Origin of the sequence: Blautia sp. NSJ-175 (genome assembly GCF_022867815.1) — a bacterium.
In the GTDB taxonomy this organism is placed as follows: domain Bacteria; phylum Bacillota; class Clostridia; order Lachnospirales; family Lachnospiraceae; genus Blautia; species Blautia celeris.
In genome coordinates, this window is sequence record NZ_JALIFQ010000015.1 from 63,385 (window position 1) to 79,829 (window position 16,445).

The following is a 16,445-nucleotide window of genomic DNA, read 5'->3' on the forward strand; positions in this document are numbered from 1 at the left end:
TTTACCATAATTCCGGGAAATTTACACCTGTTTTTTATGCATTGCTTTTTTCTGCATATATTCTATTACATCCCGCACCTGGGACAACTGCCATACATCCCGCACAGGGATTTCCACCTGAAACCTGTCCTCAAAGGCACAGACAAGGTTTGCCACATCCAGAGAATTCAGCGCCAAATCCCTGATAAAATCCGTATCGGGGGTCAGTTCGCTGATTCCGGTCACCTGATAAACAAGTTCTTCAATAACAGACAGGTAAGCTTCACTGCGCATCAAAAACGCCCCCTTTTTATTTTATAGATGGATGTCTTCTTAAACTCCGCTTCTGTCATGCGGATAAGCTGGATTCTTTTATGAAAAGGCAGTTTTTTATTCAGCTCATAAATCTCCTCCTGAATCCGCTCCAGCACTTCATAGCTTGTCATGCCCCGGGTCTTCTGCGGATCCGCGTAAATGACCGCGGAGAGCTTCACATCATCGGCTGTCTGCCCGTTACTGGCTCCATATACCATCACTTCCCTGACAAGAGGGATCTGCAGTATGAGCTCCTCCAACTCCTCGGGCACCACTTTTTTACCGTTGCTGAACACCACCAGATTCTTTTTTCTCCCCGTAATGTAGAGAAACCCTTTCCTGTCCATATATCCCAGATCTCCGGTACAGAACCAGCCATCCGAAAATGCTTTTTTTGTCTCCCCGTCCGCTTTATAATAACCTTTAAAGACTGACGGACCCTTAACCAGAATCTCCCCGTCCCGAATCTTCACTCTGGTCTCTGGAAGCAGCACGCCCACGGAATTTTCCCTGTGTCTGCGGTTTCTGTTTACGGAAATAAGAGGACCGCACTCCGTAACCCCGTATCCCTGCAGCACGCAGATTCCGTAGCAGCCAAACTCCTGGGCCAGCCGCTCGTTCTGCTGAGCACCTCCGCAGATGATAAGGGAGACAGAGTCCCCGAGAACGCGGGTTAACGCATCGTGCACAAAAGGACTGCAGGACAGATGATATTTTTTCCGGCTTTGGTACCTTTTCAATGCCTTTTTTGCCTCCTCCCGCGTGCCGTCCCGCTTCTGTTCCAGACGGATGCTGCGGATCAGGGATTCCATCATCATGGGAACCAGAAGTATCATCTCCGGGCAAAACAGGCGCAGGTCTCGCATCCAGTTCTTCACACTTCCGTTCAATCCCAGATGCTGCCCCTGTGTCAGGACATTTAACGCACCGCACACAAGGGAATACGCATGATATAAAGGCAGGCAGGTATATGCCTTATCCCCTGCCTCCACCAGTGCCTGGGCATGGCAGGCATTGAACATAATATTGCCGTGGCTGAGCATGACCGGTTTCGGACTGCTTAAAGTACCGGAGGTGTAGATGATGACAGCTGTCTCATCTGCCTGTACTTTATCCATTGCAAGGTTCAGCTCTTCCTCCCTGCTCTTAAGCGCCTCGTATCCCCTTAAAAGAAGAGAGGGAAAGCTGTTGTCACTGTGAGCATCCCACAGGCAGAGCACAGGGCAGCCGGGAAAATCCTGAAACAGAAATTCATATTCCCGGGAAACGGCAGCCATGCAGGAGTCACCGTAACGGATGCACTGCAGGATTTTCTCATCCTGCTGCTCCACATCCACAGGAAGCGCCACAGCGCCCACAGAACAGCAGGCCAAAAACATCACAAGCCACTCATAGCCGTTCTCCCCTGCGATTGCCAGATGTTTCCCTGCGATACCCATATCCAGGAGCACCAGCGCAATCGCCTTTGCATCCCTTGCAAGCATCCGGTAGGTATAGCAGTGTTCCTTTCCCTCCCAGTCATAGACAGTGACCGCCGGTCTGTCCCCAAAGCGTGACTCTGCCTTCTGCAGAAATTCCCCGACTGTCTCATATGTATTTACATTGTTTAAAGGATAATCCAGTCTCATGTCCCCTCCAGTTCTCCCAGCTCACCATTTGCTATCAGCTCCAGAAAAACCTCCACCAGTCCTGCGTCAAATTGTGTGCCCTTCCCCGCTTCCAGCTCCTCTTTTGCTTTTGCCAGGGAAAGCCGTTTTCTGTAATGACGGTCCGACATCATGGCATCAAAAGCATCGGCAATGGAGATCATCCGCGCTTCCGGGGGAATCTGTTCCCCTCTCAGCCCGTCCGGATATCCACGGCCGTCTATCCGTTCGTGGTGCGCCCGCACGATCTCTCCCAGATTGTGAAACATGTCTATGCAGGAGAGAATCTTCCCTCCGATTTCCGGATGTCTTCGTATCACGGCAAACTCTTCCTCTGTCAGTTTATCCTCTTTGCACAAAATTGCGTCAGAGACTCCTACTTTTCCGATATCGTGGAGCAGTCCGGCGCACCTGACACATTCTGTCTGGGATTCTTCCATCCCTGTCTTCTTGGCTATTTTCTCTGCGTACATGGAGACCCTGTCAGAATGCCCCCGGGTGTAATCATCCTTGGCATCCACCAGAAGCCGAAGGGCCTCCACGGTCTGCATATAGCTCTCTTTCAGCCGGGAATACGTCAGACTGAGTTTTCTGTTGTTAATATTCAGAAGCATGTGAAGGATCGTGTTGTGAAGCGCTGTGGTGACCTGTTCCCCGTAGACAGCCAGAAGACGCTGCTGCACATCAGAATAGGCGGAATCCCGTCCGATTCCCAAAACTCCCAGAAAGATATCATGGTTTGCCTTGAGCGGAACCAGGAAAAGTCCGTCAAACTCCTGAATTTCCCCGCTGCTGCCCGCCTTCTGCACAGCATTTTCAAACTGCGGATAATCCTCTTTTAAAAACTGTTCCAGTTTTTTTTCATATTTTCCGCTTCCCTGGAAAATATCATCCGGCAGATTTTCCACAGGCATGGATGATATGATCCTTTTGGGCTTGATCCAGGCAAATCCGTGCCTGTTATCCCCCAAAAGCAGCATCTGTCCCAGAATCCTTCCAAGTACCACATCCAGGGAGAGAAGCTGATGTATACTGGGTATGGAGCCTAAGATGGATCCCAGCCCGTCCTGGTAACGGTAGACCGTGCGCATCTGCCGGATGGACTTGACACAGCTTTCCACTAAGAGTTCAAGCTGGTCAAAACGGTCGCTTTTCTCAAAATACCCCTGAATATCCAGCTCCCGGATCGTGTTCAGAGGCGGTGCCACCTCCCTGTGCCCGGTAAGCATGATCACAAAAATTCTGGTATCAAACTGCCGCAGACGTGCCACCACCTGATCCCCGCAGATGGGGTACATGATAAAATCCAGCAAAAGAATATCATAGGATTTGTTCTTCATCTTCTCCAGAGCGCCCAGCGGATCGTTTTCCGTCTCTACAGTATAGCCGGAGGATTCAAAATAGGAATACAGTGCGTCCGTAATATTCTTGTCGTCATCCAGAACCAGCATGGTGAAGCCATTTTTCTGCTGTCCTGCCTTATTTTTTCGCATACCTTCTTCACCTCAAATAATCTTTTCTCTTAACTTTGCAGGGGCAGTTCCACGCAGAAGACAGCTCCGCCCTCCGGCAGATTCTCAGCCCACATTCTTCCGCTGAACTTACCCCGTATCAAACCTGCGGAACTGTAAAGCCCCAGGCCGGTTCCCATTGCCCCTTTCGTCGTCACCATGGAGTGAAACAGCCGTTCCATAACCTCCGGGGCAATTCCCGGTCCGCTGTCCTTCACCTTGATCAGAATATTCCCGTTTTTCTTTTCCGCGCAGAGGGTGATCTTCCCGCCTTCCTCCTTCATGGCATCCATGGCATTGTCCACCAGATTGTTGACCACCTGTACCAGATTGTTGATATCCCCCTTTAAAACAGCATCCCCGGGCAGTTCATTTTCCATGGATAAAACACAGCCGTGCTTGGCAAGACTGTGCTTCATCAGCAGAAACACTCTTCTGAACACTTCATCCACTGTAAATTCCACAATATTGTTGGTGTTCATATTCGTAGCCAGTCCCTTCACTGTGGTGATGATATCAGACATGTAAGCACAGCTCTCCCTGATTTTTCCAAGCCACGCTCTCATATCCCCCGCAATTTCCTGATAATCCTCCACCGTCACATCTTCATCCCCAAGACTGATCGTATATTCATCCACCAGTTTTTCCAGAGACTCCACACTGCCTGAGACAGACATGATCGGTGTCTTTAAGTTATGGGAAATGCCTCCGATCATCTGTCCCAGGGAAGCCAGCCGCTCCCGCTCCATCTCCTGGCTCAGTTTCTGCTGCTGCTGCCGAATCTCCTCTTTTACCTGTGTCACGTCCTTAAAAAGCGCCACCACGCCCATCATTCTCTGTTTTCCGAATACCGGAGTCAGCTCCACGGAATAATAAATCTTTTTGTCGTCTTTTATCACTGCCTGCTCATAGGTGATCACACTCACCGTCTGTCTGCAGATATCAAAAAAACTTAACAGATTGTAGATCACATCCCTTTTCTGTTCATCCAGAACTTCCACCTGACGGTCCAGATATACGTTATTTTTCATACCGTAGCTTTCCCCGAAATTCTCCCGGAAGGCATCATTCATATTGATGATCTGGCTGTCTGAGGAAATGATCACATAACCATCCGAAATATTGTCAATTATATTCTGCAGTGCAATGGGCTTGATGTTTAAAAAATTCAGATAATAAATTGCTATTCCGTGGCAGATGATCGTGAACATGAAAGCAATGGGAGTTGCCGCGATGGACAGATTGACAATCTTCAGGGTTGCTAAAAGATTGACACACACCGGCACGATCAGCCCCCATGCAAATAAAATGGACTGCCACACTGCGCTATTATTTCTCTTCCTGATGCCGTTCCTTAAGGCCAGCACAATGGACAGAATACAGTAAATATAATACTGACTGCCTGACAGGATGAACAACGGTCCGAATTTCACCTCTGAGGCATAGATGGAAAACTGTTTATAAAAAAGATGATGCCATGGATTTGTAAATACGATCAGGGAGGTCACCACCGGCAGGATATAGAGAAAATAAAATATCCTTGGAAGCTTTTCATAATTGTATATAAACGCAATTGTCAAAAGCAGCACAGTGACCACCATCAGCGCGCAGGCACCGCAGGTGATAGCGTCCAGTATGGTGAGCACCTGCATACTGCTGTCAGCACCCCCCAGGATTCCGGCAATCGCCAGAAGCCAGATAAGGAGAAACGCCGATGCCGCCACGTAGAGCCTCTGCAGCAGCGGCAGTCTGCCCTTCCGGATACAGCTGTAAAGAAAGAAAATCAGAATAGTGACCGCTACATCCACCAGATGTGTCATGATTCGTTCCATAAAATCTCCCTGCTTTCCTCTCAGCTTCTAAAACAGCGCACTGCCTGATATAAGTCCGTATGGTCCCAGTCAAACTGCACACGTTTCAGTTCACATACCGTCCTTCTCGCATCCACATAAATGGCAGTTCTCTGTGCCCTGCCTGAAAAATAAGTTTCCGCTGCAGCCTGTATATAGGGTGAACTGGACGCTGACGCCTGTTTTCTCAAATTTTCCTCAAATACCTGGTCAGATACACACTCTACCTGCCCGCATTCTTCCAAAAGGGCACCCAAAGACACCTCATCCGGATTCACAATATGCCAGGCACCGCCCGGCTGTCCCATCAGACTGCAGACGGCCCGGGCACACTGGTCTACAGGTGTGACCTCAAGCAGCATGCGGTAAAATTCTTCCGGCATCTGCCCAAGTTCCAGAATACCTTTTACCAGACGGTAAAACGCGTTGGTCTCCGGATTTATCTGAAACACCCCGTCGCTCTTTCTGCCTATGAGACGTCCAACCCGGAAAATACCGGCCTTCAATCCCCTGTCCATGGCCCGGCAGACCCACGTCTCGGCCAGGATCTTGCTTTTCACGTAGGGATTCTCCTCCCAGTTCTGCCCCATATCCAGGTCTCTCTCCGAAAATACTGCCGGCAGCTTCGGTGCATCCTTTAAAAATTCTCCCGAAACACTGACTGTGGAGATATGAATATACAGCGCGTCCGCTTTCTCAGCCAGGGAAACCATATGCTTTGTCCCCTCTACATTTGTCAGAAGCAGTTCCTCCATGGGTGCATAATGACGGACATCCGCTGCCGCATGGATTACGGTTTCTATGGTATCTGTGAGGTTTTCATATATCTCCCTGTCAAGTCCCAGATCCGGAAGGGTAATATCTCCCTCCAGTATCCTGACCTGTCTTTTTATTTTGTCTGCACCGCTTTTTCCGAAATAGAAGGAAAGCACCTGCGTAAGCTTTGCCTCTCTGCCTTTTCTCAAAAGACAATATATGGTTTTCTGATCATCTGCCGTCAGTTCTCGAAGAAGATGTGCTCCCAGATAACCGGCAGCGCCTGTCAGCAGTAAATTTTTCCCTGTATCTGCTTTCTCGGAAAGACTGCATACATATCTTGGCAGACGTTCCTCCGCTGCGGCCGGCTTTGACTCGAGCCCCTCTGTTTTCTCCTCTTTTTCGGAGACATGATCCGCGCTCTTTCCAATCATCTGTATCTGTTCCCGCAAAGTGGGATGCCGGTAAAAATCGTTGAGTGAAAAATCCCAATGCCGGCTGTAATAGTGGCTCAGGACCACAATAGCAGTCAGAGAAGTTCCTCCCTGTACAAAAAAGCTCTTATCCAGATCCGGCTCCTGGCCCAGAACTTCACGCCAGATTTCCTCCGGTGCGATAACCGTTTCATCGGAATGTTTGTCCTTCGGTGCGATAACTGTTTCATCGGAATGCTCGTCCTCCGCAGCCTGTGCGTTTTTCTCTTTTGTATCCGAAATACATGCCATTCCTTCCAGAGCCTTCCTGTCCGCTTTTCCGCTGGAGGTCCTGGGCATCTGCGCAAGAGTTCTCACCTGACCGGGTACCATATAGTCAGGCAGCCTCTCTGCCAGAAAATCTCTTACGGATCCTTCCGAAAATCCGGCCTGGGGCACAGCAAAAGCACAGAGCGCTGATACGGTTCCCTCTCTTTTCACAGGCACCACTGCCGCTTCTTTTACAAGACCGGACTGCAGCATCTGTGCCTCGATTTCTTCAGGCTCAATCCTGTGTCCGTTGAGCTTTAGCTGAGAATCCACTCTTCCCAGGCACTGCCAGTTCCCGTCAGCCCGAAGGCGTCCCAGATCACCTGTTTTATACATGAACTCACCCGCAAAGAAGGGGTCCGGCAGAAATACCTGTTCCGTAAGATCATCCCTGTTGATATACCCTTTTGCAAGGCATTCCCCGGCTATGTAAATCTCACCTGTCCCGGTAGGCATCACCTGCCGCATCTCCCGGTCCAGAAGATAATAGCGGCAGTTGCCGATGGGCTTTCCTATGTGGATGGCATTGTCATCCGTAATATCCCCCTGGCAGTTGTAAACAGATGTCTCTGTGGGACCATAGATATTAAAGATCCGGGCATTGGTAAGCTTCCTGATCCTCTCCTTCAGTGCCAGTGTCCACGGCTCTCCCATGAGGATCAATACCTCCGTCTGTGCAAGAACTTCCGCAAAGGAAGCCTCCTGCAGACACATCTGTATTCTGGAAGGCGTGAGCTGCAGCACCGCAGCGCCGTCCTGTCTCATCCGCTCCGCCATCTTCCAGGGGAGAAGCATTTCCTCCTCATCCGCCACACTGACACGCCTTCCTCTGGCAAGGGCCAGCAGCGTCTCTATGGTAAACACATCAAATACGCAGTTGGACGCACAGAGCACACAGCTATTCTCCCTTCCGAGAATAGCATCTGCATGTGCCGCCAGGTTTGAAATTGCTTTGTGTACCATCATAACGCCCTTGGGCTGTCCTGTTGTTCCTGAGGTATATATCACATTCAGCACATCCCCGCCGCTGCGTCCCTTTACAGGCAGTTTTGCCCTGTCACCATCAAAGACAGGGGGAAGCACCGGACAGGGGATCTCACCGGGCAATTTCACTTCATTGCTGCACAGAAGCAGCTTTGCCTCCGCATTTTCCAGCATATAGCAGATCCGTTCTTTCGGAAGTGCAGGGTCCAGGGGAAGATAGACAGCTCCTGCTTTTAAAATTCCCAGCATGGCTGCCAGCATATCCCCATCCCGTTTTAAAAGAAAGGCCACTCTGTCTCCATGCTGAATATTCCTGCTGATCAGATACGCTGCCAGACCATCTGACTTTTCTTTTAATTCCCCGAACGTATATGTCTTATTACTGCCCCAGCATACAGCCGTGCGTGACGGATAGAGACGTGCCTGCCGGTCGATCAACCGGTCGATCAGAGTACCGTCATAAGGCATTCTCACAAAATTCGGTTCCTCCAGCAGGCGGATTCTGTCACTGTCCTCCAACAGACTGATGCTGCCGATCTCCTGATGGGGAAGCTCCAGGATCTGTCTTAAGATTTCCAGATAACAGCGGCTGTAAAACGCAATGGTCACACTGTCAAAAAGAGATTTCGCGTACTCAAAACAAAAACGGCTTTCCTCTCCGCTTTGGATCACTTCCAGATGAAGATCCATCTTCACAGATACTTCTTCCATCTGCACCATGGAGAGTTTCGCATCTCCCAGAGGCAGATTTTCGGTCTGCGCTGCGGTCAGGGAAAACAGCACCTGATACAGGGGATTCCTGTCCCTGTTCCGCTCTGCATTTGACATGGCTACGATATCTTCCAGGGGTGTATCCTGATTGTCCAGCATTTCCAGCACACGTTCCCGCACCTGATGCAGATATTCCAGATAGTTTTTCTTTCTCTCCGGCTCCAAAAATACAGGAAGGGTATTCACGAACACACCTGTCACCCGGCTCAGATCCCCGTGGCGCCGGCCTGAAACAGGAGTCCCCACCACGATTTTTTCCTGTCCGCACACGCCGAAGAGCAATATGCCGAATGCGGACAGAAGCAGCATGTAAGGGGTCACCTGCTGCTGGGCACAAAATTTTCTTCCCGCTTCCTCCATCTCATGCGGCATATGGAAATAATATCTGGCCCCCCGCCCGTCAAACACACCGGGGCGTATCCTGTCTGTGGGAAGACGAAGCTCCTCCCGGTCTTCTAAAAGCCTGGCTCTCCAGTAATCCTCCTGGCGTTTCTGCAGTTTTTCCGGTCTTTTATCCACCCACCAGGCATAATCCCTGTAAGTAGTATTCGGCATTTCCGTCTCTTCCCCCAGGCACGCTCTGTGAAGCCGTTCAAAAACAAGCTGGCTGCTCATGCCATCGGAGATCAGGTGATGTATATCCAGAAGCAGATATTTCTTTTCCCCCTCCGTGAAAAATCCGGCCCGCATAAGCGGCGGTCTGTCAAGGGAAAACGGCCGTATAAAACCGGCGGCCGCCTCTTTTATATTCCGCCCCTGCACTTCCTCCAGCTCAAACTCCACCTGCCTGTGCACACGGGCCTGTACGCTGGAACCGGATATCTCAAATCCTGTCCTGAAGGTCTCATCCTCCTCTATGATTCTGTGAAACGCACGAGTCAGTGTTTCCCTGTCCAGATTACCCTCCACGAGAAAAATCCCGGGCATGTGATAGCCTGTCTTTGTCTCATCTGTCTGCTCCAGCACATAAAAGCTTCTCTGGGCAGCCGTCAGCGGATATGTATCACCGTCAGGGGCCTTTGGTATCTCTGTGTGGTAAGAGGACGCATCTGCCTTGCTGCCGCGCAGCAGATTGGCAAAGCGCCGTACAGTCCGGCAGGCATACAGGCTGGTCAGCTCAGGAAGGACAGAAAACTCCCGTTCCACTTCCGTCAGCATGGCAACCGCGTTCAGGGAATCCCCGCCGCTTAGAAAATAATCGGAATGAATGCTCAGCCCGGGCTGCTGCAGGGATTTCCTCCATATTTCCAGCAGTTTTTCTTCCAGTTCGTCGGCAGGTGCCTCCTGTACATCAGGCATATACGGTTTCGGAAGCTTTTTATAATCCACTTTTCCGCTGGCAGTGACCGGCATTTCTTCCAGAAGCACCGCCATTGCAGGCACCTGATATCTTGGCAGATAAAATGCCGCGTAAGAGAGAAGTTCTTCTCCCTCAAGCCCTTCCCCGGAGGTATAATAGGCAATCAGAAGATTGTCAAAAGCTTTCACTGCAGCCATATTTACTTTTGGATGCGACACCAGTTTTTCCTCAATCTCCGCAGGCTCCATTCTGTGCCCCAGGATTTTTAACTGTCCGTCTTTCCTGCCCGTAAATATGATCTCACCGTCCTGCGTCCAGTATCCCATATCACCTGTCCGGTACAGACGTTCACCGGGAATATAGGGGTCCTCCACGAACTTTTTCCTGGTGAGTTCCTCATCTCCATGATACCCCCTGGCCAGGCAGTCCCCGCCGATATAAAGCTCACCGGCAGCACCCACAGGCAGGGGACGCATGGATTCGTCCAGTATATAAATTCTGCAGTTGCCGAGAGGTTTCCCGATGGAAATCATCTCATTGCCGGTAACCGCGCTGTGACTCACTGCCACAGTGGCCTCAGACGGACCGTATTGGTTATATAATTGAACAGAAGAACAGAAACGCAGAGCATGGTAAAGCTCCGGAGGCATACTTTCTCCTCCGCATACAACGCATTCTATATGAGACATGGCCTTTCCAAATGCCGGGTCCTTCAGATATTCCAGAAGCCTGGAGGGCGTTAAAGCCATAAATCCGGCGTCGTAACCGTTAATGAGATCTGCCAGACCTGCAGGCCGGTTACAAACGGCCTCCTCCGCCATCACAATGGTCCTGCCGTTTAACAGCGCGCTGATGCTCTCCAGCAAAAAGGCATCAAAACCCACATTGCAGATGGACAGAACCGCCCCTTTGGGATAAAGAGGTGCCATGGCAGCCGCCAGATTCAGCACACTGTGCTGCTCCACCTCCACAGCCTTCGGTGTTCCCGTACTTCCGGATGTATAGACAAGATAGGCCAGGTCATCAGGTCCTGCAGCAACACAGGCGGCACTCTTTCCCTTTGCAAGCATTTCCTCCGTTAAGACCGGTACGGCGGGATTTAAAATCTCCGCTGTCCCGTCCGAGACAACAAGAACCGCCTCACTTCCCTCCAGCAGTTCGCTGATACGCGCAGCCGGCTGGCGGCAGTCTATAAGCAGCCATGCATTACCGGAAAACGCCACAGCAGCCATAACAACCAGAAGCCTGTCACTGCGCTCCATTAGGACAGCTACATTTCTTCCTCCTTCAGGACAAAAACAGGCAATTTTCCCTGCAAGCTGCTCTGCCTCCCTTATGAATCTTTCATAGGTAAGCCTCTCATTTCTGAATATGACAGCTGCCCTTTTTGGATTCATGACTGCCTGTTCCCGCAGATGGTCGGCTATATTCTGTTTTCTCGGATACCAGGTATCTGTCTGGTTAAAGTCAAAGATGAGGCGCTCTTCCTCCTCCTCACTGATGACAGACAGTTCTTTTATGGGTGTCTTGGGATGCAGCAGGGCACTGTGCAGAATGTCCATCAAATGCTGATGCAGAGTCGTGATCTCACGCTCGGAAAAAAGCTGTGTCTGATAATCATAATCCACCTGAAACCGGTTATCCTCATCTCTGCTGCTCAAATGAATACACAGAGGTTCTGCCTGGTAGCCACTGTAGAGCCAGCGCCCTTCCAGGGTCACCTGGGCGCCCTGCAGATGGTGGATCTGCCCGTTCTGGTAGGACAGTACAATTCCGAAGAGCTGATCCGGTGCGGCTCCCTCTTGATTCCGGGCAGCCAGCTTTTTTATCTCCGAAAACGGCATTCTCTGGTGATAGAGAAGCTGGTACCAGTCTGTCTGCAGCTTTTCATTAAATTCCTGAAAGGAAATGGATGCATCCAGCTCATTGACAAAGGGCAGAGTATTTACAAACATGCCTGCCATCTGTTTTTCCTTGAAATTCAGACGGTTAATGGTGGGGACACCGATGCAGAACCGCTCCTGCCCTTTGATCCTGCGCAGATAGATCGCCAAAGCCATATAAAACACGGCAAAAGGGGATACCTTCTTTTCCCTGCAGAAGCCTGCGATCATACGGTTCATCCGGTTGGAGACTGCAAAAGACCTGCGGATTCCCACAGGGCTGACCTGGGCGTAGGGGTGTTCTTTTGCTGCTGCCGGCTGTATATCCTTCAGCATGGACTTCCAGTATTCCCTGTCACGTTCAAAGCTTTTTGAGGCGAGATACTTATTCTCAAGCTCAATATGCAGCGCATAGTCCGGCATAGGCTCTCTGTCCGGCGCCTCCCCCTTTAACATGCGGAAATAGTTGTGAATGATCCGGTTGGTCACAACCGTCTGGGACCAGGCATCCGCTATGATATGATGCACTTTTGTCAGAATTCCGCCTGTATTTTCCGCCCTCTTAAAAAGTATCATCTGACACAGGGGGGAATCCAGAAGCGTAATATGCTCCCGTGCCACGGAAACATCCCAGATATCCGCGCCCTTTTTGTTTGTCCTGGAAAAATCCAGAAACGGAACATTTCTTTGTATATGCGGATCAATATACTGGCACACCTCTCCCTCCCGAAGTGTGATCCTGGTGCGCAGAACAGGATAGTCCTCATAACAAAGCCTGATACATTCCTGCAGATACTCCACATGAAAATTACCGTCAATGCGCAGTACGGTGCATATGGTATTGATCGGCGTACCCGGATGGGCCATCTCCAGATTCCATATGTTCTGCTGGCTGTTTGACAATGGCAGAAATTCCCTGATGTCTTTTGTCTCTTGTGCTCTCTCTTCCATTCTTTCCCTTTTTCCTCCGTATACATAATAAAACACAGGCCCCGAACTGCCCGGCCCTCCGCACATATGTGCAGACTTCCACGGCATTCCCGTCCCATGACTTTTCGCGTCTTTTTCTCCCCTCAGATTCCCTTTTCCTGTTCTACATATTTCGACATTTGCAATTTGTTTTTTATTATACAGGCATACAATTCCCCGTGTCAATCTTTCTGATAAGAATTACTATTATTGGTAGAATTTACCATCACTTTAGCCATTACCTCTTTTAATCTTTCATTTGTCTGACTGTTTATGTGTAATTCCCTATTTTCACAGAAACCACTCTCGGGTGGATTTTCCCCACAGATGTCCCCTCCGATACATTTCCTTGCCGCTGCCGCCTCCTCGATCAGGCCCAGAAGGCAGTCCAGTTTCATCTCTCCCTGGTCCCAGTTTGTGACTGCATCCCTGCCCCGGAGAATATCCTTGTCCACAGAGAGATATAAGGGACAGGATTCCCCCTCCAAAAATTCTCTGAACTTCTGTAGTCTGCCCTCCTGCAGATCCTCGGCAGATACCCAGGTCACCTGTTTTGACGGTATATCCCTTTGAAAATCTGCCTCTTTTGGCCCTATGATACACACACTTTTCAGCAGGGGATTGGACAGCATAGCTTCTCTCACCCAGCTTCCGCAGGACAGAAGGCCAAAGAATGCGGATTCCTGCATGTCTGTGTGATTGTCAAAAAGAAGAAGGGAAAAAGGAGTGTCAATCATCTCCATCCAAAATTTTGATAAATAGTGATAATTGCCGGAATCCAGAAAATGGATGCCGCAGGGGCCATATGCCCGAATCCTTTCCTTAATCTCCTGTTCTGCCTCCGAGGTACAGTAACAATTGACCCCTTCCGCATGGGTAAAATCCACCATCTCATAATCACCGGCCTTTTGTCTATAAAAATCTTCCTCCGGGTACACACCGGAAAAATTCATGATAACTGTCTTCATCCTAAAATATCTCCTGTTTTTTCTCTTACCATAGCACAGAGAGACAGATCTTGTAAACTGCTGCTGTCTGTCTCCCGGCAAGCCAAAAAGGACCGCCGCTTACAGACGAAGCGGCGGTCCTCAAAGGAGGGGTAACAAAGAAGCTTATCCTTCAATGGAGATATATTTATTTTCTTCCACCTGTTTTTTGTCTTTCTTAGGTACCGTGAGACGAAGGATTCCGTCCTCAAATCTGGCCCGAATCTCATCCTGGGTAACGCCTTCGCCGATATAGAAGCTTCTGGAGCAGCTTCCCGCGTAGCGTTCTCTGCGGATATATTTTCCTTCCTTATCCTCTTTATCCTTGTCAAGTCCTTTGGATGCCTGGATGGTGAGATATCCGTTCTCCAGTCTGGCCGTTACATTCTCTTTCTTGAAGCCCGGCAGGTCAATGTCAATTTCAAAGGAATCTTCCGTCTCTTTTACGTCGGTCTTCATCAAATTCTTCTCATTCTTTCCGTACAGCGGATTCTTCCTTCCGAAGAACTCCTTCTCAAAAGGAAAATCCATCCATTCATCAAATAAATCTTCTCCAAAAATACTGGGCATCATTCTCATAAGTCATTCTCCTTTCCTATATATCAATCAATGAATTGTTACATTTGGCAGGGGATTCTTTCTTTTCCCTTGTTCTAATTGTAATATAGCACGCATTATTAGCACTGTCAATAGGCGAGTGCTAATTTCACACTTTTTTCACATTTTACCTTCGTTGTTTGATATATCAAAAAAAGAATCTTCCGTTTTCTATGCACCGCGGCCTTATGCAGCGCAAGATAGCGAAAGATCCTTTTTCCGTTTATTTTTTATTCCTGCTTTTATTCACAGCACTTGACAAAAGTTTATCCAGATATACAGATTTAAACTGCTTACTTGCCAGTGCCTGTTTCAGCGGAGGCAGATTTAAGATCACTCCAAACACGGCAGCCATGGCTCTGTGGTTGGCAAATGCCTGATTGTCGAATACGAGGTTCTGAAGCGTTCCTTTTTCTATGGCCTGGAGCACAAACCTGTGCGTACTGTTCACAGGCGTTATCACCTGTACCGGACGCCGCTCCAGTTTCAGGGAACCGTTGGGACATCTGGATGCGCACACACCGCAGCCCAGGCAGATATCCGTATCCACCACGGGACGTCTTTTCTTTTTCCCGTCCTCCGGGACCGTCTCCATGGAAATGGCAAAAATGGGACATGCCTTCTCACACTTTCCGCATCCGATACAGGTCTTCTCCTCCACCGACGGGATATAATTGGTGGTTGCCACCGGCTGCATGGGAGAGAATTTTCTGGCAGCCTGCAGAGCCTCACAACAGCATCCGCAGCAGTTACAGATAAACGCCGGGTCCTCTCTGACATTCTCCCCGATCTGCACCAGTCCCGCATCGTAGGAGCGTTCCAGAGCGTCCATGGCTTCTTCCTTGGAGATAAGCCGGGCATGTCCGCCGTGCTCTGCCAGGGAGCGAGCTACATTGCCGAAAGTCAGGCATACATCCCAGGGAGCATCAATCTCACAGGGATGCCCCGCGTGATATGCCTTATGTCTGCAGTAACAGGTTCCCAGGCCAATGTACTCTGCCTCCTCCACAATGTGGCTGGCCCGCTCATGGTCCAGGATATGCAGGGTATTTTCCGTGGTAAGCACCGGCTCCTGCACGTAGACACGGCCCAGCTTTGTCTCCGTGGCATAGAAAAGGTCTTTTACAAAGTCCTCCTCCACATTCATATACTGATAATACAGTTCGCTGAGATACTTCTGGTCAATATCCCCTCTGGTCCTCATCAGGGCAAATTCAATAAACCCGGCCATGGGCGGCGGCATGACAAAACGGCGGACTCCCCTGTAGGTGGAATCCACCAGCAGCGCCTTCTCACACAGATGGTCCAGCACTTTTTCCGCCTTTGCCTCCGTGGTCCCCCAGATACGGGCAGCCTTTTTCAAAGTGAAGGGGCGTACCGGCAGAAGTGCCACCCATTTTGCCTCCTTCTCCGTGTAGAGCACCTGGAGGATCTTATAAAAAGTCTCCGAAGGCGGCGCTCCCTGGGTAAACCAGTTGATTCTTTCTTCCAGATTTTTATATGCGTCTTTTGATGTTATATGTCCCATGCTAAATGTCCTGTCATACAATATGGTAACTTACGGTCCGCACGGAAAATGCGGATACCTGCCTGGCTGTTACACAAAATGTACCTCTCCTGTTTTTTTCACTTCTTTTTTCTCTGATGCCGCAGCATATCCAAGGGCAGCCATGCCGAATACCCTGTGGGAATCCGGTATCTCCCAGCTCCTTAACATCTCCCGCACCTCAGGCTCATCGCAGATATCCCGCATCTGGTTGATCCAGACAGAACCAATCCCGAAGGAATGAGCCGCCAGAAACATATTTTCCAGAGCACAGGCATTGTCCTCCATGGAATGCTGATTTTCCTTTTCATTGGACGGAATGATCAGAACCTGAGGGCTGTACATGTCATACCCGTCTCTTCCCAGTTTCCTTCCTATGACTTCCGCCAGCTTCCCGATCTGCTCCCGGTCTGTCACCACGGTAAATTTCCATGTCTGACGGTTCTGTCCGCTGGGCGCATAGAGTCCGGCCCGGATGATCTGTTCCAGCTCTTCTCGTGGAATTTCCTTATTTTGAAATGCCCGGATACTTCTTCTGGTCAAAATATTTTCCATCACTGCATTCATGTTCTGATTCCTCCTTGTTTTTTCTTTTATTTTATCACAACG

General features: G+C 49.8%; 9 protein-coding genes. All 9 read right to left on the bottom strand.

Annotation, left to right across the window (positions count from 1 at the left end):
• Nucleotides 1–21 precede the first annotated feature (21 nt).
• A complete protein-coding gene (locus MUB35_RS20855) occupies nucleotides 22–273 on the bottom strand; it encodes an acyl carrier protein (RefSeq protein WP_033141778.1) in 252 nt (83 codons plus the stop codon).
• Nucleotides 273–1,922, bottom strand: coding sequence for an AMP-binding protein (locus MUB35_RS20860; RefSeq protein WP_227210646.1), 1,650 nt, complete (start codon nucleotides 1,920–1,922; stop codon nucleotides 273–275). Before MUB35_RS20860 ends, MUB35_RS20855 begins: the two co-directional genes overlap by 1 nt.
• A complete protein-coding gene (locus tag MUB35_RS20865; RefSeq protein ID WP_103731095.1) occupies nucleotides 1,919–3,433 on the bottom strand; it encodes an HD domain-containing response regulator in 1,515 nt (504 codons plus the stop codon). Before MUB35_RS20865 ends, MUB35_RS20860 begins: the two co-directional genes overlap by 4 nt.
• Before the next feature lie 29 nt (nucleotides 3,434–3,462).
• Nucleotides 3,463–5,283 (bottom strand): histidine kinase N-terminal 7TM domain-containing protein, encoded by a 1,821-nt coding sequence (locus MUB35_RS20870; RefSeq protein ID WP_033141781.1) that lies wholly within the window; start codon nucleotides 5,281–5,283, stop codon nucleotides 3,463–3,465.
• Nucleotides 5,284–5,303: 20 nt separating this feature from the next.
• On the bottom strand, nucleotides 5,304–12,689 hold the full coding sequence (locus tag MUB35_RS20875) for a non-ribosomal peptide synthetase (protein ID WP_244806775.1): 7,386 nt from the start codon (nucleotides 12,687–12,689) through the stop codon (nucleotides 5,304–5,306).
• A 200-nt stretch (nucleotides 12,690–12,889) separates the two neighbouring features.
• The gene (locus MUB35_RS20880) at nucleotides 12,890–13,675 is read right to left on the bottom strand and encodes an arginase family protein (protein WP_054351265.1); all 786 of its coding nucleotides are present in this window, start codon (nucleotides 13,673–13,675) and stop codon (nucleotides 12,890–12,892) included.
• A 144-nt stretch (nucleotides 13,676–13,819) separates the two neighbouring features.
• Nucleotides 13,820–14,272: an Hsp20/alpha crystallin family protein gene (locus MUB35_RS20885; protein WP_081960386.1), complete on the bottom strand. Its 453-nt coding sequence runs from the start codon at nucleotides 14,270–14,272 to the stop codon at nucleotides 13,820–13,822.
• A 241-nt stretch (nucleotides 14,273–14,513) separates the two neighbouring features.
• Nucleotides 14,514–15,818 (bottom strand): 4Fe-4S dicluster domain-containing protein, encoded by a 1,305-nt coding sequence (locus MUB35_RS20890; RefSeq protein ID WP_103731097.1) that lies wholly within the window; start codon nucleotides 15,816–15,818, stop codon nucleotides 14,514–14,516.
• A gap of 69 nt (nucleotides 15,819–15,887) precedes the next feature.
• On the bottom strand, nucleotides 15,888–16,403 hold the full coding sequence (locus MUB35_RS20895; RefSeq protein ID WP_033141783.1) for a nitroreductase family protein: 516 nt from the start codon (nucleotides 16,401–16,403) through the stop codon (nucleotides 15,888–15,890).
• Nucleotides 16,404–16,445 lie beyond the last annotated feature (42 nt).